The sequence below is a fragment of the Mycobacterium sp. genome (assembly GCF_035314905.1).
Lineage (GTDB): Bacteria > Actinomycetota > Actinomycetes > Mycobacteriales > Mycobacteriaceae > Mycobacterium.
On sequence record NZ_DATFYW010000134.1, the window covers coordinates 1 to 21574 of the forward strand.

A 21574-nucleotide genomic window follows, 5' to 3' on the forward strand; every position below is an offset into this window, starting at 1 on the left:
ACCGACGTCGAGCCCACCGAGCGTGGTGCGCGGGCCACGATGAGCATCGACGACCGGTTCAAGATCCCGATCGACGCGTCGGCCAACGTGCATTCGGTGTCGGCGATCGGTGAGCAGTACCTCGACCTGGTGTCCACCGGCAACCCGGGCCAGTACTTGCGCGACGGGCAGACCATCACCAATTCCACGGTGCCCAGCGAGATCGGGCCGGCGCTGGACGCGGCCAACAAGGGTCTGGCGGTGCTGCCGCGGGAGAAGATCTCCTCGCTGCTGGACGAAACATCGCAGGCGGTCGGCGGGTTGGGGCCGGCGTTGCAGCGGTTGGTGGATTCCACGACCAACATCGCCAGTGATTTCAGGGACAACCTGGGCCCGGTCAACGACATCGTCGCGAATTCGGCGCCGATTCTGGACAGCCAGGTCAACTCCGGGGACGCCATCGAGCGCTGGGCGGCCAACCTGAACGTCATCGGGGCGCAGGTCGCCGGGCAGGATCAGGCGCTGCGCAGCGGGCTGCAGCAGGCCGCGCCGACGCTGGACGCGGTCACCACCGTGTTCAGCAACGTGCGCGACGCGCTGCCGGCAACGCTGGCCAACCTCGAGATCGTGATCGACATGCTCAAGCGCTACCACAAGGCCGTCGAAGGGATTCTGGTCGCCTACCCGCAGGGCGCCGCGATCGCGGAGGCGAACACGATCTTTCCGGGCGCGGGCCTGCTGCACTTCGCGCTGGGCCCTGTGGTTGTAGGGATCACCGGAAGTTTGCTGACATTCGGACTCATCCCACCGGGTTTTGGGACCGACCTCAACACGCCGCCGCCGTGTTTGACCGGGTTCCTGCCGGCCTCGCAGTGGCGGTCGCCGGCGGACACCAGCACGGCGCCGCTGCCGTCGGGGCTGTACTGCAAGATCCCGCAGGACTTTCAGGGCAACGACGTGCGCGGCGCCCGGAACTACCCGTGTGTGGATGTGCCGGGCAAGCGGGCGGCCACGCCGGCCGAGTGCCGCAGCAATCAGCCCTATGTGCCGTTGGGCACCAACCCGTGGTATGGCGACCCGAACCAGATCCGCAACTGCCCGGCGCCGTCGGCGCGCTGTGACCAGCCGGTGGATCCGGGCAGGGTGATCCCGGCGCCGAGCGTCGACAACGGGATGAATCCGCTGCCGGCCGATCGGCTGCCGGCGCCGCCGGCGCCCACCAGTGACCCGCTCAGCAGGCCGGGGTCGGGCACGGTCCAGTGCAGCGGGCAGCAGCCCAACCCGTGCAGCTACACTCCGGCTTCGGGTCCTGCGGCCATTTACAGCCCACAAAGCGGCGAGGTGGTAGCGCCCGACGGGTCGAAGTTCACGGTCACGAATTCGACAAACACAGGAGACGACGGATGGAAGGAGATGCTGGCGCCAGCCGGCTGAACCCCACCGATGATGAGGGCTCGTCCGACGCGGTAGTCACCGAGGTGGAGACCCTCACCGGCCCGGCTCCCGAGACCGATCCGGCCCCGGAAACACCGGTCGCATCCACCGGCCGACCTTCGCGGCTGGGCCGCGGGTGGCTGATCGGCGTTGCCGCGGTGCTGCTAGTGGGCAGCGCCGGGGTGGCGGCCGGCGGCTACCTGGCGTTGCGCTACCACAACCAGAGCCAAGCGCTCGCGCGGGCCGACGCTGCCGCTATGCAGGCGGCGAAGGATTGCGTCTCAGCCACGCACGCGCCGAACACCGCGGCAATGGCCGCGGCGCAGCAGAAGATCGTCGAATGCTCCACCGGCGCGTTCGGCGCGCAGGCGGCGCTCTACAGCGGTGTGCTGGTCGAGGCCTACCAGGCCGCCAACGTTCAGGTTCAGGTCTCGGACATGCGCGCGGCGGTGGAGAAACACAACGACGACGGGTCGATCGACGTCCTCGTCGCCGTGCGGGTCAAGGTGTCGAACACCGAAGCACAGGGTCAGGAGCAGGGCTATCGGCTGCGCGTGCAGATGACGCCTGCCGACGGCACGTACAAGATCGCCAAGCTCGACCAGGTGTCGAGTTGACGGAGGTGCTGGAAAAGGCGGACGCCGAGGAGGTCACCGAAAGCGCTGTGACCCCGCCGTCGGTCGCGTCGTGGCTTTCGCGAGCCGGGGCGTTCGCCCTCGACGTGCTGCTGGGGCTCGGTGTCGTCGCGACGATTGCGGTGGTGGCGTTGACGACGACCTTCGGCAGCCGGCTGTGGTGGCTGACCGTTGCGGCCGGCGGCTTGGTGATCATGGCGATCGCGGTCAACCGGCTACTGCTGCCCGCGGTGATCGGATGGAGCCTCGGCCGCTCGTTGTTCGGGATCGCCGTGACTGTCCGCGACGGGGAGAGGCCCGGCCCGTGGCTGTTGTTGGCGCGCGATCTCGCCCATCTCCTCGATACGGCGGCGCTTTTCATCGGCTGGCTGTGGCCGCTGTGGGACTCACGCAACCGCACGTTCGCCGACCTGCTGCTGCGCACCGAGGTTCGACCGGTTCAGCGCACCGAACGTAACGTCCGGCGTCTCGTCGCGGTCGTGATGGCGGCCGCAGCGTTGCTCTCGGCTGCGTTCACCGGGCTGAGCTATTTGATGGTGTACCGCCATGACCAGGCGATTGATCAGGTGCGGTCCCAGATCCAGGCGCAGGGGCCGAGGATCGTCGAAGAGATGCTGAGCTACGGCGCCGGCAGCATGCAGAAAGACTTCGCGCACGCCCAGACGCTCGTTACCGACAGCTACCGCAAGCAGCTGGTGGACCAGCAGCAGGCCGTGCAGAAGACCGGCGCGATGACCAACGAGTACTGGGTGGTCAACAGCGCCGTGCTGTCCGTCACGCCGGACAAGGCCACCATGCTGCTGCTGATGCAGGGCCAGCGGCAGGCCAATCAGCAGCCGCAGCGTTTCATCACCGCAACCACGCGGGTGAGCTTCGAGAAATCGGGCGACGGGCAGTGGCGCGTCGCCGATCTCACGGTGTTGACGAAGCCGTTGCTCAACGCGAACCCGCCGGCCCCCAGCCCGAGTCCCGCGCCCGCCCCCAACCCGGCGGGCGGCAGATGAGCCCGCGGCGCAGGATCGATCCGGCCACCGAGGACGCCATCGCCGAACCCAAACCGAAGCGTCCGCTCCGGTGGCGGCTGCCGGTGCTCAGCACGGCAGCGGCGCTGCTGATTGCCGGTGCGATAGCGGCCAGCACGTTGATGCTGGTCTCACATGAAACCGACCGCCGCCAGTCGATCAAGGATTCGGCTGTGCTCGGCTACGTCCGATCCTTCATGACCGAATACACCACCCTGGATCCGTTCCACGCCAACGACTACGCCGACAGGATTCTGGCGGAGGGCACAGGCGATTTCGCCAAGCTGTTCAAGCAGCGCGAGAACGAGATCCTGATCACGGTGGCCAGGGCCGAGCCGACGACAGGGTCGGTCATGGAGGCCGGCGTGTCGAGATGGAACGACGACGGCAGTGCGGACGTGTTAGTCGCAACGAAGATCGTGACCACCGGCGGCCCGGACGGCAAGACGGTGATCGAGTCCGGAAACCGCTGGTTGGCAACAGCAATCAAGGAAGGGCAGCAGTGGAAGATCGACCGGCTGGTCCAGGTGATCTGATGGACGATTCGTCGCCGGACAACGAGTCCGAGGTTGCGGCCGCCGAGACGACCGAGGCGCCTGCGGCCCGGGCCGAGGAGGCCGGTGCGCCGACGCCGCCACGTCCCCGGGGAAAGCACAGGCTCCCACCGCGCCGCGCGATGCAGGCCGCGGCAACGCAGGCGAGCCCGCCCGCAACCGACGACGCGGCGACCCCCGACGCGGCTGCCGCCTCCGAACCTCCCGAAGAGTCGCCGGACGAGCCCGCCGAGACGCCCGAGGCCGCGGCAACCGAAGTTGCCCCCACTGAACCCGAGGCCACCGACGTGACCACTACGGCGCCGGCTGGTCGACGGAAGTGGTTCAAACGTCGTCCACCGAAGGCGCCAGCCGCTGCTGAGGTGACCGAGACCGTCGCCGAGCCGGTGCCGGAGGAGACGGCTGGCGAGCCCGCCGCCGAAGTCAGCACGACGGAGACCACGGACGCGGCCGAAGAACCCGAACCCGCTGACGGGGCGGACGTTGTGGACGAGGCGGCCCCGGCAGATGACGAGGCGGCCCCAGCAGATGACGAGGCGGCCCCCGCAGATGACGACGCGGCCCCGACAGATGACGAGGCGGCCCCGGCAGATGCGGCCGGTGAAGTACCGCTTGCTGAAAGGAAACCCGCCACCAAGCGGCTCATGATCGCGGTAGCCGCCGCTGCGGCGATCTTCGTCGCGGCGGCCGCATTCGCCGGGGCAATGCTCCAGCCATACCTCGCCGACCGCGTGCTCGTCGACACCAAGCTCGACGTCGCACGGACTGCGGCCAGCGCGATCACCACACTGTGGACCTACACTCCGGATGACATGGACAAGCTGCCCGACCGGTCGGCGAAGTACCTCTCCGGTGATTTCGAGGACCAGTACCGCAAATACGTCGACGGCATCGCGGCGGCCAACAAGCAGGCCCAGGTCTCCAACAGCACTCAGGTCATGGGTGCAGCCGTCGAGACGCTGGAAGGGCCCAACGCGACCGCCGTGGTCTACACGAACACCACCTACACCAGCCCGATCACCAAGAACGTTCCGTCGCTGCAATACCTGTCGTACCGGCTGACCATGCAGCGCAAAGAGTCCCGCTGGTTGATCACGAAGATGACGACGATCACGTCGGTCGACCTGACGCCCAAGCTCGGCGGCTGACCGCACGGCATGGGACAGACGCTTCGTGTCGGCGCGGCTTTCCCCGATCCGCCGTTCAACGGTGCGAAAGACGATGGCGGCTTGGACATCTCGCTGATGCACGCCGTCGCCGAATTACTCGGCGTGAGCGTCGAGTTCGTCCCCTATACCGGTCCTGATTTCAACAGCATCTTCGGCGCGCTCAATGCCGGCGAGTGCGACTGCGTCACCGCGGGCACCACCGTCGCACCGGAGCGTCAGACACCGGCGGCGTTCTGCGACCCGTACCTGGTATCGGGGCAATCGCTGGCCGTCGACATGAAACGGCTGCCGGATGTGCACGGCGTCGATGACCTCGCCGGCCTCACGATCGGTGTGCAACAGGGCAATACCAGCCAGCCGATCGCCGAGCGCCTCGTCGCCGACCGCCGCGCCAAGGCGGTGCGTATCTACGACTACGGCGACATCCGCACGGCCATCGATGATTCGACGACGGGCGGGTGCGACGCCTTCATGAAGCTCGCGCCGGTGTTGACGGAGCTGGTCCGCGCTGTCGACGGTGTCGAGGTGGTGCAGCGCGGGCTCTCGACGGAGCGGATTGCGACCGCCGTCAGACCGTCGGACATCGACCTGCTCAACCGGATCAACACCGCGCAGGCCGAGATGGAAGACGACGGCCGGCTGAGCGAGATTCGCCGGACATGGCTCGGTTCGCCGGGTCTCGACCAGAGCGGCGCCGATCCGGGCGTCGGCGTGCCGTTCACCCCGGACGGCGGGTGACGAGTCCGGTGGCCGTGGCATCACCGGTCTCCCACCGGCTCACCGTCCTCGGCCTGTTGCTGCTGACCCTGGCGACCGGAATGGTCGACGCGATCAGCGTCCTGGTGCTCGGCCACGTGTTCGTCGCCAACATGACAGGCAACGTGATTTTCCTCGGCTTCTGGGCGGTTCGGCATTCCGGCGTCGACATGACCGCCGGCCTGGTGGCGTTCGGCGCGTTCCTGCTCGGCGCGGTGCTCGGCGGCCGTTTCGCGCGGCATCTCGACTACCGGGTCCGCCGGTGGATCACCGCCGCGCTGACGATGGAGATCGTCACCTTGCTGACACTTGCGGTCCTGGCCGGAACGGGCGTGCTGGACTACCACGACGACCGCAAGCTGGTCCTCATCGCCGGCATGGCGATCACGTTCGGCCTGCAGAACGCGACGGCCCGGCAGTTCGGCATTCAGGAGTTGAGCACGACCGTGCTGACGTCGACGATCGTGGGCATCGGTGTCGACAGCAGGCTGGCCGGCGGCGACGGCAGCCGCGGGAAGCTTCGCGCGGCCGTGGTGTTGACGATGTGCGCGGGCGCGTTCATCGGTGCGACGATGTCGCGGTTCATGGTCGCGCCGGTGATCGCGTTGGCGGCGGCTGTGGTGGCGGCCAGCGCCGCGGTGTTCCGGTTCGGACCGCCGGTGCATCTGACGGCGCCGGGCTAGTCTGCGGTCATGCCTTCAGTCTCGATCACGGGCGCCTCGCGAGGAATCGGCGATGCGACCGCGGCGCGCTTGGCGGCTCGAGGATGGGTGCGAAGCGTCCTCCCGACGGTCGCGCGGGATGGTTTGCTGCGGACGGTGTCAAGCCGACCGAACCGGCTGTAGCGCAGCGGTGGCCGAGTTCGTCAAGCGACGGCCATCCGCGCCGCCAGGCTTTTTCGCCAGCGAGGCCGCGGGTTTGCGGTGGCTGAATGACGTCGACGGCGGCGTGCCGTGCGCAGAAGTCTTGGCGCATGACTCGGCCAGTCTGACGCTGCGCAGGCTCGAATCGGTGCCGCCTTCGCCAGAGTCCGCGCGCCTGTTCGGCGCCCGGCTCGCAGTTACGCACGACGGCGGCGCAGCGGCGTTCGGTGCGGGGCCCGACGGTTGGAATGGCCCCGGATTCTTCGGCCCACTGTCGAGCCCGCTCCCGATGTCGTTGACCCCGCACGGTAGCTGGGGGGCCTTCTACGCCGCCGAGCGGCTGCAGCCGATGGCCGAGATGGCGGCGCCGCGGCTGAACTTGGACGTGCGCACCATTGTTGACGCAGTGGTAAACCGTTGTGCCACGGGCGATCTTGACAACGAAGGTTTTCCGTCGCGATTGCATGGCGATCTGTGGAGCGGCAACGTCATGTGGACGCCGGGCGGGGTGGTCCTGATCGACCCGGCCGCCCACGGGGGACACCGCGAGACAGATCTGGCGATGCTCGCCTTGTTCGGCTGCCCGTATTTTCGGGCGGTTATCGAAGGATATCAGCAGGTCCGGGAGTTGCAGCCCGGCTGGCGAACTCGGCTCGGTCTGCATCAGCTCTATCCACTGTTGGCTCACGTGGTGTTGTTCGGCGGCGGTTACGCCCATCAGGTGGCGGCGGCGGCGCGCGACGCGCTGCGCGCGTGACAGCCGGGCAAATGTCTGTCAGGTCCGGCTGGGAGCAAACCGGGTGATCAGTTGAACGCGAGCCAGCTCGGCAGGGCGCGCTCGTGTGAGTCGCACAGGACCTGGCCCGTGTCGCAGTTGCCCCTCGGCGACCCCGCGCCGGCCCACATCCCGCCGGTGTCGCGGCGCAGGATGATTGCCGACGATCCGCCGCCGTCCAGCAGCAGGGCGGTGTCGGCGCCCATGCCGCGGAAAAGATCTTGCACATTGTCCGGCGTGTAGCTGCCGCCCTGGAAGACGTAGAACTGGTCGTTCTGCCGGTTGTATCCGATGGCGGTGCGCGCCGCGCTCGGGCCGCCGTCGTTGAGCTGGCCGGTAAAGCCGGGCGAGAGCAATCCGATGCCGCTCACCGCCACGAATCGCGCATTCTGGTCCAGCAGCTTCTGGATCTCGGGCGATGCTGCGTCATAGTCGCTGTTGTCCCTGGGCATGATGATGTACGGCGCGCCGCCCACCGGAATGATCATGGTGGCCAATGCCTTCCAGTTGGACCCGTCCCCGGTCAGCGCCTGCTTGCCCGCATACGCGATTGTTCCCGTCACCGCCGCGTTTGCCCGGCCCTGCCCCCGCGTGTTGTCGACATAAGCGCCAAGTGGCGAACTGCAGCCGGTGTCCCGCCACGAACCTCCCTTCTGGGCGCGCACATCGAAGAAGTTGGCATTGATGGCGATGATCGGCTCGCCCAGCATTTGCCATGCCGCCAGCGGCGAGTATGTTTCCGATGCCTGCCACAGACCGTCGCTCGTGCGGGCGCCAGGGTTTCGCTCGCAACGGGATTGGATGCCCGTGTGACTGTCGACGAGAAGTCGAGGATTCAGCCTGCTCGTGGCGTTCTTGACCGTCATCAAGTGGCCGCCGTTGTCCATCGTGTAGTCAGCGCCGCCGGCGTTGACGAAGGGCGCCGCGTTGGCGCCGCCGAAGTTGTAGACCAGATACGAGCCGCGTGTGTTGGCGATCGCGGCCATCAACAGCGAACGGGCGTCGCCGTCGGCCCTGGCATGCGGCGGGCTCCCGGCCGTCGCCAGCGTCGCGCACAACGTCAGGGCGGCGACGGCCGCCCAGAGACGCTGAACCGTTGTTGCTGGAATCGGCACGGTCTCCCTTTCGATAGAGGCCACCGACTTAAGAACAATAGTCACAGCAGTCACTGTGTCAACTTTAGTAACATATCTATCACGATTTAGTTTCGGTCGAATTGACCTCTGCCCCTTCGTCTTTGCTGCGGCATCAGACAGCAGGGTCACCACCAATGGTGAGGCATCGAGCAACCAATGGTGAGGCATCGAGCAAATAGAATTCGGTCGGTTGATTTTCGACCGCAAGGAGCGCGTAGCGGCATGTCGGTCGCAAATTAGACGCCACGAGCAGACCATTTGTGCTCTACTGGCGTTACGACTTCATCCGGCCATAGGAGCGCCATATGAGCAATGGTGACGGGCAGTTTTCGGTCGACATGGCCGTGCGTGTCTATCCGGGCACGGATGCCGAGAAGCACGGCGTCGTCGTCGACGATTTCGGTGACATGGCAGGCGAGGGTGTAGAAGTGGCGGGCCAGCGCTTCGCCGGACCGGCACGACGGTGGGCGGTCAAGCTCGACACCGGGGATCTCGTTTTCGTCGACACCGAAGAACTCGCTGCCGGCTAAAACCCCCAATCACAACCGCTGGAAGCCCGAACGCGCGTGACCCTGATGATTGATGGGCAAGGGTGCGGTCGCGTAGGGTCGGCGCAATGAATTCGCGGGCCGGGGACCTCACTCCGAATTTCGAGGACGTCCAGCGGCACTATGACCTTTCCGACGACTTCTTCTGCCTCTTCCTCGACGAGTCGCGAACCTACAGCTGCGCATACTTCGAGCGTGAGGACATGACCCTCGAGCAGGCCCAGCTGGCCAAGATCGACCTGTCCCTGGGCAAGTGCGACCTCGAGCCCGGCATGACACTGCTCGACATCGGATGCGGTTGGGGAGCCACGATGATGCGGGCCCTTGCGCGCTACGACGTCAACGTCATCGGACTGACGCTGAGCGAAAACCAGTACCAGCACGTCCAGCAGATGCTGGCCGCGTCGGGCGCGAACGGGTCCTCCGGTCGCCGGGCCGAAGTGCGGCTCGCCGGCTGGGAAGAGTTCGATGAGCCGGTCGACCGGATCGTGTCCATCGGCGCTTTCGAACACTTCGGATACGCGCGGCACGCGCACTTCTTCGAACGGACGCACGACATTCTTCCACCAGGCGGCCGGATGATGCTCCACTCGATCGTCACGATGGGCCGCGACATCTTCCGGATGGGACGCAAGATCACCCGCGAGGACGTCGACTTCTGGAATTTCATCGGGTGTGAGATCTTCCCGGGCGGTGAGCTGCCGCTGCAGGTCACGATCCCGCAGTGCGCCGAGAAGGCGGGATACGGCATCGAGCAGGTGCAGTCTCTGCAGCCCCACTATGCGCGCACATTGGACGCCTGGGCAGCCTCGTTGGAGGCCCATCACGACGAAGCCGTCCAGACCGCGTCTGAAGAGACGTATCAGATCTATATGCGCTACCTGACCGGCTGCGCCGACCGATTCCGCTGGCGTCACATCGACGTGCGGCAGTACACCCTGGTCAAACACCCGCGCTGAGGCTACGCGATGCGGTGATAACGCTCGCGGTCGTATAGCCACGTGGTGACCGCTCCGAGCACGAGACCGATCGCCAGTCCGATCCCCGTCATCGCCAGTGCCCGCGTCAACCCGGCATCGGCACGGCCGTCGAAATACAGCAGCGCGCGCGTGCCAAGAAACACCTGGTGCATCGGCTCGAACTTGGCCAGCCACAAGAAAAACGTCGGCGTCGCCTGCAACGGCACCGTCGCACCCGCGGACGGCAGCCCGAGGATCACGAAAACCAGAAGGTTGACCAGCAAGCCCATCGAGCCGAGGGCGGCGATCATCGACGTCGAGGTCACTCCGACCGCCAAAATCGCGAACACTCCGTAGGCCCACAACGCCCACGCCGGGGGCTCCGGCATTCCCAGCCCGTCGGCGATCGCGACATAAACAGCCGACGTCAGCAGCGCCAAAGCGAGCACCAACGCCCATTTGATCAGCAGGGTGCGAAATCTCGAGATGTCCACACGATCGACGAACCGGTACACCGGTCCCAATTCGGCGGGGCATACCCCAGCATCGAATCCACCAGCGTGCTGATGACCAGGCTCCCCGTGAAGCCGGCCAGCAACAGCAGCAACGAATAATAGAAGGCCGACAATCCATTCCCCGTGCCGTTCGGCAACGGGTTGTACGCGTTGGTCCGCACATCGATCGGGGTCGCCAACACGATGGCCACCCCGGCCGGAAGAGCCGCGCCGCCGGTCTGCTCAGCGACTTGGGCGGTCAACCGCGCACCGACCTCCTGATTCGCCGCGCTCATCGCCTGGCTCAGCGTCTGTGATGCGATGCTCGCGCCGAGCGTGCCCGCTCGTGGATTCGTCGAGATCATCACGACAGGCCGCACAACCTGGCCGGGCCGCAACGCCCCCTGGGCCAGGGCCTGCAGCCGGTCGGAGAAATCCGGTGGTATGAGCACCTGCCCGTAAACCTCCGCGGCGTCGAGCTGACGGCGAGCCTGATCAGCTGACAGCACCCGCAGGTCGAACTTATTGTTGTCCAGCCGCGACACCAAACCGTCGGTGATCTGGGAGCCCGCGGGTCCGGTGTCCTCATCGACCACTGCGAGCGGAAAGTGCCGCAGGTTAGTTGTCGGGTTGAGGATGCCGCCGAGATACAGCGCGGCCAGCGCGGCCATCAATGCCAAGGTGACCACGATCGGCACAGCCCAAAACCGCACCGTACGAGTTGCCCGTTTCACCGCCAATTGACTCGGCGCGGCATGTCGCCCGCCTGACTCCGCCATCTCGGCTCCTGTTCGTCCGGCTACTTGTTGTCCGTTGGTGCTGAGATGTGGGTGGCTTGCGAGCGCCCCCGCACGGCGATCGACCCGCACGACGCCCAGTGCCTCTTCTCGGCCGCATCCGCGCGGGCGAGGGCGGCGTCCGAACAAAGGATCCGCCGATCCGACGTCTTGGCAAGATCGGCCAGTCTCGCGGCTTCGTTGACGGCGTCACCGATTACCGTGTACTCATATCTGTTCTCGGCCCCGATGTTGCCCGCGAAGACCAGACCGGCCGATACACCGATGCCGAAGTCCACCAACGGAAGTCGACGCAGTTGGCCGCCCAGTGCGCGGGCGGTTGCCAACGCCGCCGATGCCGCTCCGGCAATTGCCAGCGGCGCGCCGAACACCGCCAGCGCGGCGTCCCCCTGGAACTTGTTGATCAGCCCATGGCGTTGGTCGACGGCGGCGACAACGCTCCTGAAGAAGTCGTTGAGCACGCCGGCCACCTCCTCGGGCGGGTGGTGCGCCGCCAACTCCGTCGAGCCCACCAAATCGATGAAGAGAATCCCCGCGTCACGCACGTCTCCCGACAGCGAGGCGCCTTCTTCCACCGCGCGACGGGCGACGTCATCGCCGACGTAGCGGCCAAACAGGTCCCGCAGGTGGTCGCGTTCCTTCAGTCCGGAGACCATGCGATTGAATCCGCTTTGAAGTCGACCGATTTCGGACCGCTCGTATACGTGAACCGAGCTGTCGATCCGCCCCTGCTCGACCTCCGCCATTGCGGCGACGACCTCGTGCACCGGATCCGAAATCGATCGCGACACAAGGACCATGCCGCGCAGACCCACCAGAACCGCCACAAGCGACAACACCAGGATGGGAATGTCGATCGCCGCCGTCCTGGGAATGATCCACCCGTTCGCCCTCATCAGGATCAGAGCCGCGATGGCCATGGTCGGAATAGCGCTGCACAGGAGCCACATGTTGATCAGCCGTGCCAGCACACCCGGGTATCGAACAAGGTCCTCGGCGTCGCGCGCCGCGGCGGCAACGATCGGGCGAATGGTGCGCTGAGTCAACAGAAGGGCAGTGGCAACCGTGGCGCTCGCGCCAAAGAATACGGCCAAGCCGGTCGGTACCGCCGACGTGACTATTGCCTGGGGATTGACCAGAACGAAGATCGCGGCGCCGACCACCCAAGTCGCCGCGATGATCGCCGACTGGCGCCGGCTGAGTTTGCACGCCGTCCGCCGCTCATTGGAATCGGGTTCACGTCCGCTGACGAACCAGCGCAGCGACGGCGCGAGGCTCACCACTCCGGCCAGCGCCACGGCGATGGTTCCCAGGACGGCCAGCACCACGGCCGTTATCGTGTTCTTCTCGGTGAAATGAACGTGTGTTGCGCCCGGTGCATGGCCGCTGAGCGCCAGCACGGCGACGAGAAGCTCGGTGACCGAGACGAAGTGGGCCAACGCGAGCCCGCGCGCGTATTGAACCGACAACTTGGCAGCGACCCGCCGATGCGCTTGCGCATCTGTACTCGTCCCGGCTCCGGCCATTCGCACCCGCACCGAGAATAAACGCGCGCGGTCAGGACTGCGCCGAATGACGGAACACCGGCGAGGGACGGGCGGCCGTCACGGTGGCCTACGCGGCCAGGCCGGCGTGCATCTCCCACACCAGGATCTCCGACGGTTCCGTGGCGGTGACCTGCTGGCCGCCGGACGCGGTGAGGCGGACGGCGTCGCCTTCACCGAGTGGTGCCGCACCCTCCAGCGTGACGCGGCCGCGCGCGACGAACAGGTGCAGATACGGCGCTTGCGGCAACCGAATGCTGTCCCCGGCCTGCATGCGCGCGCCGTGCAGTGCGGCGTAGCGGTTGCGGATCGAGATCGCCGACTGGTCGCGGTGCTCAGGCATGCCCGAAGCGATGGTCACCAGGCCGCCGCGCAGCAGTTCGTCGTCGATCTCGAGCTGTTGATATCCCGGCGTTACGCCCGTCTCGTCGGGGAGCACCCACATCTGAATGAAATGTACCGGTTCGCTGTGGGTTTCGTCGCCGGTCAATCTCCACGAGTCGTTCTTCTCCGAGTGCAGGATTCCGGTTCCTGCCGACATGCGTTGCGCCAGGCCGGGATAAATGACCCCGGAGTGGCCCGTTGAGTCCTGGTGCGCGAGGGATCCCCGCAGCACCCAGGTGACGATTTCCATGTCGCGGTGCGGATGCGTCTCAAATCCGGTGCCGGGTTTGACGATGTCGTCGTTGTTGACCAGCAGCAGGCCGTGATGGGTGTTGGCGGGCTCGTAGTGCTGCCCGAACGAGAATGAGTGCTTTGAGTCCAGCCACGAAATCTTTGTCGCGAACCGGTCCGCTGCGCGACGAACATCCACGACAGGTGCGGCGGTCATGTGATCACCCCTTGTCAGGTCGTTGCCAGCCTAGGTGGCTGCCGTTGCAGCCGACAACATTAATGACGTGTCATGTATTCCGGTACGCTTGCCGGGTGTGGCTCACCGACGAGCAGCAGGGTGTCTGGCGCAACTACCTGGCCATGGGTACCCGGCTCCGGGGGGCGATGAACCGCGAACTGCAACGCGACTGCGGACTGTCGCTGTCGGACTACGAGGTCCTGGTGGCGCTCTCCGAGCGGGGCCCGCTGCGGGTGTTCGAGCTCGCCGACGTGCTGGGGTGGGAGCAGAGCCGGCTGTCGCACCAGCTGCGCAGGATGCGTACGCGCGCCCTCGTGATCCGGCGCGGCAGCGACGACGACCGACGTGGCGCCTACGTCAGGCTCACCGACCGAGGCCGCGCGGCGCTGGAGGCGGCAGCGCCCGGCCATGTCGAGCTGATCCGGTCCACCCTCTTCGACGGCGTGAGTGCGGCGCAACTACGGGCGGTGCGGTCGTGGACGGAGACGATATTGACGCGTCTGGCTACCAGTCCGCCTCGCTCTTGACCACGGAGTCTTGGTGCAGCGTCAGGTACGGCGCGCACGCGGCTGGTCCCGTCGGCGATCGCCGGGGCCCGACGTCGGCGATGTCCAAAGCGTCGGGCGCGTTTCCGCGGGCAGTCGGTACCGTCGAAATCATGACCGAAGCGCCGGCGCTGCCGTCCCTGCACATGCGGCGCAACGCTTTCGATCCGACGGACGAATTAGGCCGGATCAGAGAGTCGGTGTGGCGCTCGCTGGAGGTGACGTGGTGAAGGTGCTGGCCGACCGCAACGTCTGCATCGGTGCGGGGATGTGTGTGATGACCGACGAGGCGGTCTTCGATCAGGACGAGGAGGGCATCGTGCTGTTGCGATGCGGGAGTGTCCCGGACGGCCACCAACAACGCGTTCGGGAAGCGGTCAACTTGTGCCCGTCCGGGGCGCTCTCGCTCGTCGAGGATTAGCGGCTACGGCTTCTGATTCGCGCGCTCACGTTCGTCCTGCGCCTTCGCAACCGCCCGCGCCTTCTGCGCCTGTGTCTCTTTCTTCCCGGCATCACGCAGCGCGTCGCCCTTGTCCTGCTGGGCCCGAGCCTCGCTGGTGATGTCGCCGCGACCGAGGACCGTTCCAATCAGCTCTTTCGCCTTGCCGATGACACTCTCCACGAGTCCCTTGACGGCCAGGATCGGACCACTCACATAGTTCGCCATGTCATTCCCCGATTCGTGTATTTGGGCCGGCACGGTTCGCTCGCCCCTACCTCAGCTGGGTTCCCGACGGGGACCGCGGTCAAAAGTGACGATTTTCACTGCGCGCTTTGGGCAAAGCCGCGTCAAAGTTAGGGGAAACCGCCGATGTACGTCGCGCCACTCACGTCTCGCACCTCCTGGTCAACACGGCGCCGTCTTGGTCAGATCGAGGACCCCCGTGCGGTGCGGTCGGGAATCTTCGCTGCCGAGCCACGCTCTGGCATGGCGGTGTTGGCGACGGGCGTGTGCGTTCAGCCGCGGCGTACACATACACGGGGTGCACCTGCAGTCGGTCAACCATTTCTGATGGCCACTTATCGGTCGCCGATCCAGACCGGGAAACGTTGTCTGACCGCAAACGTAGCAGGCAACGATGGCGATTCGTGGCCGAAAGAACCGATGAGAACTCTCCTACTCCAACGGTCTGCGGGTCAACGAACTGCGGCACCCGCTCCGGTTGCCGCCACCGTGAGAGCGGACACCACGGCCATCCAGATCCGAGCGGTCGTGAACCCGATGCGGCGGGTGACCGGGGTTGCCGGGGTTACCGGCCCCGCCCGGTGGCGGGGCCCAGTCGTCGTCATTGCCTACCCGATTACCTGCTCGCGGCTCGCACAGGGGACGGCGGCGCGCCGGTCGGCGCCGGTGCCGCGCCGGGCAGCGGAATGTGCGGAACTCCGGGTGTTCCGATCTGGCCCGCCAGCCACGGCAGCGACGATGCGAACGTGGCCATCGCGAACGGCCAGTCATGTTTGCCCGGTGTCGCCACCACGGCGCAGTTGATGCCGTCGGTCTTTCCGAGCGCACAGAGCGAGTTGGCCGCCTGGGTCTGGTCGCCGGGATTGCCGCCGGCGTCGCGTCCGCCCAATCCGACGGCGTTACTGCTCGCGTTCGAGTTGTGGTACTGCGTCTGGGGGCTGCTGGAGATCGCGAACCATCCTGCCGCGCCCGTGTACGGCCCGTGCTTTTCGATGACCGTCGTCGGATCGAAGGCGTCGTATGCGGCCACGTTGCCGTGGAACAGCCGCTGGATGGTCTGCTCCTTGGTCCCGGCGACCGGGGCCAGGTCGCCGGCGACGTCGACGAAGGCGCTGAACAGATCGGGATGCATCACGGTCAAGTCCACCGCGCAGGTGCCGCCCATCGACCAACCGACTACCCCCCAGTTGGCGGCGCCCGAGCTCGTCCCGAACGTCGAATTCACGTACGGCACGACATCTTTGGTCAGGTGATCGGCGGCGTTGCCGCGGGTTCCGTTGACGCATTCGGTGTCGTTGTTGAACGATCCGCCGGTGTCGACGAACACGAACACCGGCGCGTTGCCGCCGTGTGCGGCCTGAAAGTCGTCGATCGTCTTTGTCGCGTTGCCGGTGCGCAGCCAGTCGGCCGGGGTGTTGAACTCGCCCGCGATCATCATCACCGCCGGAAGCTTGGGTGGCGGGTCGGACTTGAACCAGGCCGGCGGCAGGTACACGTACTCGGTCCGGTGCTTGAAGTGAGACGCGTCGTTCGGGGTGGTCACCGGAACGACCTCGCCCTTGGCCGGGACCGTGCCGTTGTGCTGCATCGCGGTCACCGTGGCCATGTCGGTTTCGTCGGGCAGCGGCCCAGCGGTGAGCTGGTTCCACGCGGTCTGCACGCTCGGAAAGTAGCCCACCCAGAGATTCAGCGCGACGCCCGCACTGAGCAGACACAGAAAGACCGCAAGAAGAGATGTGCCGCGGCGCCACCAGCGCGCCGTCCGCCAGCCGAGCAACACGACAGCGATCGCCAGCCCGGTCAGGCCGATCCAGGTCCACAACTCCGGGGGCGCCGGATCGTCGGCCATTCCCTGCGAGTCGATGTACCAGTGCGCCCAGGCGGCCGCGCCCACTCCGACCAGCACGGCCAGCGGCAACCAGATCATCCGCCAGCGGCCGGTGCGCCAACCGATCGCCAGCAACAGTGCGGCGGCAGCGACCGCCTGGATCGTGACGGGCAACCACCCATGCAGCAAGGAAACGCCGTGGCGGTACTGGACGGCTGCGGGCGGCGGGTCTGCCAAGAGTGTCGCGGCGACCCTCCCCATCGAAGGTGTCACGCCAACATGGTGAAGGCAGTTCCTGCGAGGTTGCTGTGCGCCGGGACCCCGCCGACGGCTCACCGAGCCCTGACCGCTTCTCGTCGTCGGCCCCAAAATCGGGCGTTGAAGGGCCGCGGAGCAGCTACGTTTCGGAAGGGGGACGGCTTCTACGGGTTGTTGCCAGGTGACCCCGATCACCCTGGCTTTCTCATCCAATCGAAAGGCGAGCCCTCAAGCCTCGTCGACTTCATCCTCGACCCGTTCCCGGACCGGGTCGCGCCGCCGGGATCGCCGGGCCCAATCCCAGTTCGGGCACAAGAGCGCCCGTGCGCCGCGCTACAGCTCCTGCGGCAAACCGAACTTCGCGAACAAGGTGGTGTCGAGGAACGCCACCACGTGCGACACCCCCTCCGGCGTCAGGTCGATGACATGCAGCTGGAACGGCACATGCCTGCCCCCACAAGCGGGAGGTGCCCCCGCGCCGTCGCGCACATACATCGCCGCGGCGGGCTGGCCGTTGGCGAGCAGCGGGATCAGCCGCATGTCGCCGGGCCCGCCGGCCGGGCATTGGTGATGGATCAGCGAGCCGATCGCATTGGGACCTTGGTACCAGCCGTCGAACGGCGGCATCTCCCAGATCGCCTCGGCGGTGAACATCTCCACGAGGCGATCGATGTCGTACGCCTCGAACGCCGCGATGTACCTCGCCAGCTGATCCCGGGTCTGCGGGGAATCGGGCGGCGGTAGCCGATCGTCGGCGCTGGGGCCGACCGCATCGAGGTGGGCACGGGCCCGCTGCAGCAGGCTGTTCACCTCGGCTGTCGACGTGCCGATCGCCTCGGCCACCTCGGCGGCCTTCCACTGCAGCACATCACGAAGCACCAGCACCGCCCGCTGGCGCGCGGACAGGTGCTGCAGCGCAGCGACGAACGCCAGCCGCACTGATTCCCGCGAGCCGACGATCTCCGAGGGGTCGGCCGCGTCGTCCGGCAGCGGCTCGAGCCATGGCACTTCGTGCCGCTCGACGAGCTCGCCCGTGGGATCCGAGCTCGGGGCGCCAAGGCCGACCGGCAGCGGTCGTCGCTGCCGGCCCTGAAGCGCGGTCAGGCAGGTGTTCGTCGCGATGCGGTACAACCACGTCCGCAGCGACGACCTGCCCTGGAAGCCCGAGTACGCCTTCCAGGCGCGCAAGTACGTCTCCTGGACCAGGTCCTCGGCGTCGTGGAGCGAGCCGGTCATGCGGTAGCAATGGGCGAGCAGCTCGCGCCGATGCGGCTCGGCCTGAACCAGAAACTCGTCATCCGATTCATGTGCCAGGACACTCACCGCACCGAGCTTACGCACGCGGACCGCCGTTCATTACCCTCTGCTGATGGCAAGCACCAGGACCGAGCACTCCTTCGACGGCGTCGACGGCGTTCGCATCGTCTACGACGTGTGGACGCCAGAGGACGACCCGCGGGGGGTCGTCGTGCTCTCGCATGGTTACGCCGAGCACGCCCGCCGCTACGACCACGTCGCGCAGCGTTTCGGCGAGGCCGGCCTGATCGTCTACGCGCTCGACCACCGCGGCCACGGCCGATCGGGCGGCAAGCGGGTATGGCTGAAGCGGCTGTCGCACTACACCGACGACTTCGCCACCCTGGTCGACATCGCCGCCCGAGACCACCCCGACCTCAACAGGGTCGTCGTGGGCCACAGCATGGGCGGGGGCATCGTGTTCGCCTATGGCGCCGAGCACCCGGATGACTACGTCGCGATGGTGCTGTCGGGCCCGGCCGTCGCGGCGCAGCTGGAGGCACCGCCCGCCCTGAGGCTTGTCGGCAGGCTCGTCGGGAGGTTTTTTCCCGGCGCGGCGGCCAAGAAGCTGCCGACGGATGCGATTTCCCGCGACCCGGAGGTGGTCGCGCGGTACAACGCCGATCCGCTGGTGTACCACGGTTGGTTGCCTGCGGGTATCTCGCGCGCGCTGCTACAGGTCGGCGAGAACCAGCCCCGGCTCGCGGCGAAGCTGACCGCGCCGTTGCTGATCGTGCATGGTGAGCAGGACAAGCTCATCGGGGTTCAGGGCAGCATGATGCTGGCCGAGAACACTGCCTCGCCGGATGTCGCGCTCAAGGTCTATCCCGGGCTGTACCACGAGGTGTTCAACGAACCGGAGAAGGAACTGGTGCTCGACGACGTGACGTCGTGGATCGAGGTTCATCTGTGACATACGCGCCCCGCCGGCGTGTCTGGTTGTGGATGGCGGCGCTCGTCGCGGTGGCGGGCTGCTCGACGCACACGCCGCCGGCGGCCTGGGTCGACGACGAGGTGACGTTCGTGGCCGAGGGTCTGACGCTGCACGGCACCTATCGGCACCATCCCGGGGCGTCGCCCGCGCCGGCGGCACTGCTGATATCCGAGAGCGGGCCGACCGACCGGAACGGGGACAACGCGGTGGCCGGACCGGTGGGCACGATGCGCGCACTGGCCGGGTTGCTGTCCGACCGCGGCGTGGCCAGCCTCCGCTACGACAAGGTGGGCACCGGTCGCACCGGGCTGGGCCCCTACGCCGCGAATCCGGCGCAGGTGGGCAGTGCCACCTACGACAGTGGCGCGCGGGCAGCGGTCCGCTTGCTGGCAGGGCAGCCGGGCACCGACAAAGCACGGCTTTCGGTGTATGCGTTGGGGGAGGGCACGATTCACGCGATGACGCTGGCCACCGACATGGGCGACGCGCCAAAGATCCATTCGCTCGGCCTGCTGCAGCCGTTGCCCGGCCGCTACCTCGACCTGATCACCAACAGGGTGCGTTCCACCGTCGACGCGGATGTGAACGCAGGCCGCCAGACGCGCGAGCAGGGCGACCAGACGCTGGCGGCCTGGACGGCGGCGGTCGCGCAGGTGCGCGCGGGCGGCCCCGTTCCCCCGAACCTGCCCGGCGAGCTGAGCGCGATCCTCAATCCGGGCAATCTCAGGGCCGTTGTCGACGCCGACGCGATCGATCCGATCACGCTGGCGGACCGCATTCGGCCGGACACTCCCGTGTTGCTGACCTGCAGTGACTCCGACGCGCAAGCCAGCTGTCAGGCGATGCAGCCGCTCGCGGCCGCACTGGCGCACACCAATCTCGACTTCGTGGCACTCAAGGGCGTCAGCCACGTGCTGAAGGACGACCCGAGCGACAGCGTCGCGAACTATGCCAAGAACCAGCCGCTGTCGCCGCAACTGGTCTCGGCGTTGGATGGCTTCGTGTCGCGGTGAACTCGTCGGAGGTGTCGTTTAGCGTGGGGCGCATGACCGACGACAAGATGTTGGCGCGCATCGCCGCCCTGCTTCGCCAGGCCGAGGGCACCGATAATGCGCACGAGGCCGAGGCCTTCATGGCCGCGGCGCAACGGCTGGCCACGGCCACCTCGATCGACCTGGCTGTCGCGCGCTCCCACGCGGCTACCCGCACCAAGGCGCAAACGCCTGTCCAGCGCACGATCACGATCGGCGCGGCCGGGACCAAGGGGCTGCGCACCTATGTGCAGCTTTTCGCCCTGGTCGCCGCCGCCAACGACGTGCGCGTCGATGTGGCGTCGAACTCGGCGTTCGTATACGCCTACGGCTTCGCCGAAGACATCGATGCGACCCACGCGCTGTACGCCAGCCTGGTCATGCAGATGGTCCGCGCCTCGGAGGCTTACCTCACCTCCGGCGCGCATCGGCCCACACCCACGATCACGGCACGGCTGAACTTCCAGCTCGCGTTCGGCGCCCGGATCGGCCAGAGGCTGGCCGAGGCACGCGCGGAGGCGCAGCGTGAGGCAAAGGATGAGCGACGCGGCCGACCCGGTACTGCAATCGCCTTGCGCGACAAGGAGATCGAGCTGCACGACTTCTACCGTCACGAGTCCAGGGCGCGCGGCACCTGGTATGCCAGCCGGGCTTCGGCGGGATATTCGTCGGCGGCACGACGCGCCGGCGACCGCGCGGGTCGACGTGCGCGGCTCGGCAACAGCGCCGAGTTGGCAGGAGCGCGCACCCCGTTGGAGAAGTGACTGCACGGGATTCGCAGCGCTCGAAGGTTTATGCCGCCGAACACTTCGTGCGCATGTTGTTCGACCGGTCGGCCGAGCACGGCTCGGGCGCGGTCGATTTCTTCGGCACCCAGCTGACCCTGCCGCCGGAAGGCCGGTTCGGGTCGGTGGAGTCGGTGCAGCGCTATGTGGATTCAGTGTTGAGCCACCCGGCAGTGCGGGATCGCTGGCCCGGGGTCGAGCCGCTCGTAGTGCGGGCGCGTCGCGGCGTCACGGCCGCCCACTATGAACGCCGTGACGGGTCGGCCGTGATCGCGGTGCCGGAGCGGAAGACGTGGGCGCTGCGCGAACTCGTGGTGCTGCATGAGGTCGCGCACCACCTCTGCGACGCTGAGCCCCCGCACGGGCCGCAGTTCGTCGCCGCGTTCTGCGAACTGGCGGGCGCGGTGATGGGTCCCGAGGTGGCACACGTGCTGCGGGTCGTCTATCTGAAAGAGGGTGTGCGGTAGGGCGGAGTGGGCTGTGACGGGGCCGACCGCCCGCGATGTCGATGTCAGCGCGCCCACGCGGGTGAGGCGGCCACCGCCCGCAACGCCGCGACGATGCGGTCCTCGTTGGCCCGAAACCGATCGGTTGGGGCCGGCACCGAGATCGCGACGACGTTGGCGCCCGCGGCGCGCCGGGCGATACCGGCGGCCGAGATGCCCACGGTGTGTTCGTCGCGGTCGAACGCGAT

The 21574-nt window shown here is 67.1% G+C and carries 23 protein-coding genes and 1 pseudogene; 16 read left to right on the forward strand and 8 right to left on the reverse strand.

Annotated elements, in window-relative coordinates:
• The 8 genes from VKG81_RS11325 to VKG81_RS11360 form a co-directional block, all read left to right on the forward strand.
• The coding region (locus tag VKG81_RS11325) for an MCE family protein (protein WP_324396007.1) at window positions 1-1413 on the forward strand (1413 nt) is incomplete at its 5' end.
• On the forward strand, window positions 1383-2030 hold the full coding sequence (locus VKG81_RS11330) for a hypothetical protein (protein ID WP_324396008.1): 648 nt from the start codon (window positions 1383-1385) through the stop codon (window positions 2028-2030). The genes VKG81_RS11325 and VKG81_RS11330, both read left to right, overlap by 31 nt.
• Before the next feature lie 5 nt (window positions 2031-2035).
• Window positions 2036-3052 carry an RDD family protein gene (locus VKG81_RS11335; RefSeq protein ID WP_324396024.1) on the forward strand — a complete coding sequence of 339 codons (1017 nt, stop codon included), beginning with the start codon at window positions 2036-2038 and terminating at the stop codon, window positions 3050-3052.
• The gene (locus tag VKG81_RS11340) at window positions 3049-3606 is read left to right on the forward strand and encodes a mammalian cell entry protein (protein ID WP_324396009.1); all 558 of its coding nucleotides are present in this window, start codon (window positions 3049-3051) and stop codon (window positions 3604-3606) included. The genes VKG81_RS11335 and VKG81_RS11340 overlap by 4 nt, the downstream gene beginning before the upstream one ends.
• The gene (locus VKG81_RS11345) at window positions 3606-4772 is read left to right on the forward strand and encodes a mammalian cell entry protein (RefSeq protein WP_414685239.1); all 1167 of its coding nucleotides are present in this window, start codon (window positions 3606-3608) and stop codon (window positions 4770-4772) included. Before VKG81_RS11340 ends, VKG81_RS11345 begins: the two co-directional genes overlap by 1 nt.
• Before the next feature lie 9 nt (window positions 4773-4781).
• Entirely contained in the window at window positions 4782-5531 is a 750-nt protein-coding gene (locus VKG81_RS11350; RefSeq protein WP_324396010.1) for an ABC transporter substrate-binding protein, read from the forward strand.
• 8 nt (window positions 5532-5539) lie between these two features.
• Window positions 5540-6232 carry a YoaK family protein gene (locus VKG81_RS11355; RefSeq protein ID WP_324396011.1) on the forward strand — a complete coding sequence of 231 codons (693 nt, stop codon included), beginning with the start codon at window positions 5540-5542 and terminating at the stop codon, window positions 6230-6232.
• 169 nt (window positions 6233-6401) lie between these two features.
• A complete protein-coding gene (locus VKG81_RS11360) occupies window positions 6402-7169 on the forward strand; it encodes a fructosamine kinase family protein (protein WP_324396012.1) in 768 nt (255 codons plus the stop codon).
• A gap of 47 nt (window positions 7170-7216) precedes the next feature.
• Here the strand turns inward: VKG81_RS11360 and VKG81_RS11365 are convergent, their stop codons facing one another.
• Entirely contained in the window at window positions 7217-8326 is a 1110-nt protein-coding gene (locus VKG81_RS11365) for a phosphodiester glycosidase family protein (RefSeq protein WP_414685241.1), read from the reverse strand.
• A 302-nt stretch (window positions 8327-8628) separates the two neighbouring features.
• Between VKG81_RS11365 and VKG81_RS11370 the strand changes: the two genes are divergently transcribed.
• Together VKG81_RS11370 and VKG81_RS11375 are read left to right on the forward strand one after the other, a co-directional pair.
• A complete protein-coding gene (locus VKG81_RS11370; RefSeq protein WP_324396013.1) occupies window positions 8629-8853 on the forward strand; it encodes a hypothetical protein in 225 nt (74 codons plus the stop codon).
• 86 nt (window positions 8854-8939) lie between these two features.
• On the forward strand, window positions 8940-9830 hold the full coding sequence (locus VKG81_RS11375) for a cyclopropane mycolic acid synthase family methyltransferase (RefSeq protein WP_324396014.1): 891 nt from the start codon (window positions 8940-8942) through the stop codon (window positions 9828-9830).
• Window positions 9831-9838: 8 nt separating this feature from the next.
• On the opposite strand, the pseudogene VKG81_RS11380 reads toward VKG81_RS11375, so the two are convergent.
• The 3 genes and pseudogenes from VKG81_RS11380 to VKG81_RS11390 form a co-directional block, all read right to left on the reverse strand.
• Window positions 9839-11103: pseudogene (locus VKG81_RS11380) on the reverse strand (DUF3533 domain-containing protein); the annotation flags it as partial.
• 20 nt (window positions 11104-11123) lie between these two features.
• Window positions 11124-12647, reverse strand: coding sequence for an adenylate/guanylate cyclase domain-containing protein (locus tag VKG81_RS11385; protein WP_324396027.1), 1524 nt, complete (start codon window positions 12645-12647; stop codon window positions 11124-11126).
• Window positions 12648-12735: 88 nt separating this feature from the next.
• Entirely contained in the window at window positions 12736-13497 is a 762-nt protein-coding gene (locus VKG81_RS11390; protein ID WP_324396015.1) for a pirin family protein, read from the reverse strand.
• A gap of 143 nt (window positions 13498-13640) precedes the next feature.
• On the opposite strand from VKG81_RS11390, the gene VKG81_RS11395 reads away from it, so the two are divergent.
• Window positions 13641-14045 carry a MarR family winged helix-turn-helix transcriptional regulator gene (locus VKG81_RS11395; protein WP_414685242.1) on the forward strand — a complete coding sequence of 135 codons (405 nt, stop codon included), beginning with the start codon at window positions 13641-13643 and terminating at the stop codon, window positions 14043-14045.
• Between the two features lie 244 nt (window positions 14046-14289).
• Window positions 14290-14484 carry a ferredoxin gene (locus tag VKG81_RS11400; protein ID WP_324396017.1) on the forward strand — a complete coding sequence of 65 codons (195 nt, stop codon included), beginning with the start codon at window positions 14290-14292 and terminating at the stop codon, window positions 14482-14484.
• 3 nt (window positions 14485-14487) lie between these two features.
• On the opposite strand, the gene VKG81_RS11405 is transcribed toward VKG81_RS11400, so the two are convergent.
• From VKG81_RS11405 to VKG81_RS11415, 3 genes are all read right to left on the reverse strand, one after another.
• Window positions 14488-14730 carry a CsbD family protein gene (locus tag VKG81_RS11405; protein WP_324396018.1) on the reverse strand — a complete coding sequence of 81 codons (243 nt, stop codon included), beginning with the start codon at window positions 14728-14730 and terminating at the stop codon, window positions 14488-14490.
• A gap of 634 nt (window positions 14731-15364) precedes the next feature.
• A complete protein-coding gene (locus VKG81_RS11410; protein WP_324396028.1) occupies window positions 15365-16837 on the reverse strand; it encodes an alpha/beta hydrolase in 1473 nt (490 codons plus the stop codon).
• A 330-nt stretch (window positions 16838-17167) separates the two neighbouring features.
• Window positions 17168-18175 carry a sigma-70 family RNA polymerase sigma factor gene (locus VKG81_RS11415; protein WP_414685240.1) on the reverse strand — a complete coding sequence of 336 codons (1008 nt, stop codon included), beginning with the start codon at window positions 18173-18175 and terminating at the stop codon, window positions 17168-17170.
• 28 nt (window positions 18176-18203) lie between these two features.
• On the opposite strand from VKG81_RS11415, the gene VKG81_RS11420 reads away from it, so the two are divergent.
• From VKG81_RS11420 to VKG81_RS11435, 4 genes are read left to right on the forward strand one after another with little or no spacing between them, the layout of a single operon-like run.
• A complete protein-coding gene (locus VKG81_RS11420) occupies window positions 18204-19043 on the forward strand; it encodes a lysophospholipase (RefSeq protein WP_324396020.1) in 840 nt (279 codons plus the stop codon).
• A 32-nt stretch (window positions 19044-19075) separates the two neighbouring features.
• Window positions 19076-20077, forward strand: a complete 1002-nt coding sequence (locus tag VKG81_RS11425; RefSeq protein WP_324396029.1) for a hypothetical protein — start codon at window positions 19076-19078, stop codon at window positions 20075-20077.
• Window positions 20078-20109: 32 nt separating this feature from the next.
• Window positions 20110-20859 carry a DUF2786 domain-containing protein gene (locus VKG81_RS11430; protein ID WP_324396021.1) on the forward strand — a complete coding sequence of 250 codons (750 nt, stop codon included), beginning with the start codon at window positions 20110-20112 and terminating at the stop codon, window positions 20857-20859.
• Window positions 20856-21347 carry a TIGR04338 family metallohydrolase gene (locus tag VKG81_RS11435; RefSeq protein ID WP_324396022.1) on the forward strand — a complete coding sequence of 164 codons (492 nt, stop codon included), beginning with the start codon at window positions 20856-20858 and terminating at the stop codon, window positions 21345-21347. The genes VKG81_RS11430 and VKG81_RS11435 overlap by 4 nt, the downstream gene beginning before the upstream one ends.
• Before the next feature lie 44 nt (window positions 21348-21391).
• Here VKG81_RS11435 and VKG81_RS11440 read toward each other — a convergent pair.
• A partial coding sequence (locus tag VKG81_RS11440) for an IclR family transcriptional regulator domain-containing protein (protein ID WP_324396023.1) occupies window positions 21392-21574 on the reverse strand: 183 nt, incomplete at its 5' end.

What these genes read in the sequence shown, in the direction of transcription:
- VKG81_RS11330 (WP_324396008.1), top strand. Translation starts at nt 1,383, where the DNA reads ATGGAAGGAGATGCTGGCGCCAGCCGGCTGAACCCCACCGATGATGAG.
- VKG81_RS11340 (WP_324396009.1), top strand. Translation starts at nt 3,049, where the DNA reads ATGAGCCCGCGGCGCAGGATCGATCCGGCCACCGAGGACGCCATCGCC.
- VKG81_RS11345 (WP_414685239.1), top strand. Translation starts at nt 3,606, where the DNA reads ATGGACGATTCGTCGCCGGACAACGAGTCCGAGGTTGCGGCCGCCGAG.
- VKG81_RS11350 (WP_324396010.1), top strand. Translation starts at nt 4,782, where the DNA reads ATGGGACAGACGCTTCGTGTCGGCGCGGCTTTCCCCGATCCGCCGTTC.
- VKG81_RS11370 (WP_324396013.1), top strand. Translation starts at nt 8,629, where the DNA reads ATGAGCAATGGTGACGGGCAGTTTTCGGTCGACATGGCCGTGCGTGTC.
- VKG81_RS11375 (WP_324396014.1), top strand. Translation starts at nt 8,940, where the DNA reads ATGAATTCGCGGGCCGGGGACCTCACTCCGAATTTCGAGGACGTCCAG.
- VKG81_RS11385 (WP_324396027.1), bottom strand. Translation starts at nt 12,647, where the DNA reads ATGGCCGGAGCCGGGACGAGTACAGATGCGCAAGCGCATCGGCGGGTC.
- VKG81_RS11390 (WP_324396015.1), bottom strand. Translation starts at nt 13,497, where the DNA reads ATGACCGCCGCACCTGTCGTGGATGTTCGTCGCGCAGCGGACCGGTTC.
- VKG81_RS11395 (WP_414685242.1), top strand. Translation starts at nt 13,641, where the DNA reads ATGGGTACCCGGCTCCGGGGGGCGATGAACCGCGAACTGCAACGCGAC.
- VKG81_RS11405 (WP_324396018.1), bottom strand. Translation starts at nt 14,730, where the DNA reads ATGGCGAACTATGTGAGTGGTCCGATCCTGGCCGTCAAGGGACTCGTG.
- VKG81_RS11410 (WP_324396028.1), bottom strand. Translation starts at nt 16,837, where the DNA reads ATGGGGAGGGTCGCCGCGACACTCTTGGCAGACCCGCCGCCCGCAGCC.
- VKG81_RS11420 (WP_324396020.1), top strand. Translation starts at nt 18,204, where the DNA reads ATGGCAAGCACCAGGACCGAGCACTCCTTCGACGGCGTCGACGGCGTT.
- VKG81_RS11425 (WP_324396029.1), top strand. Translation starts at nt 19,076, where the DNA reads ATGGCGGCGCTCGTCGCGGTGGCGGGCTGCTCGACGCACACGCCGCCG.
- VKG81_RS11430 (WP_324396021.1), top strand. Translation starts at nt 20,110, where the DNA reads ATGACCGACGACAAGATGTTGGCGCGCATCGCCGCCCTGCTTCGCCAG.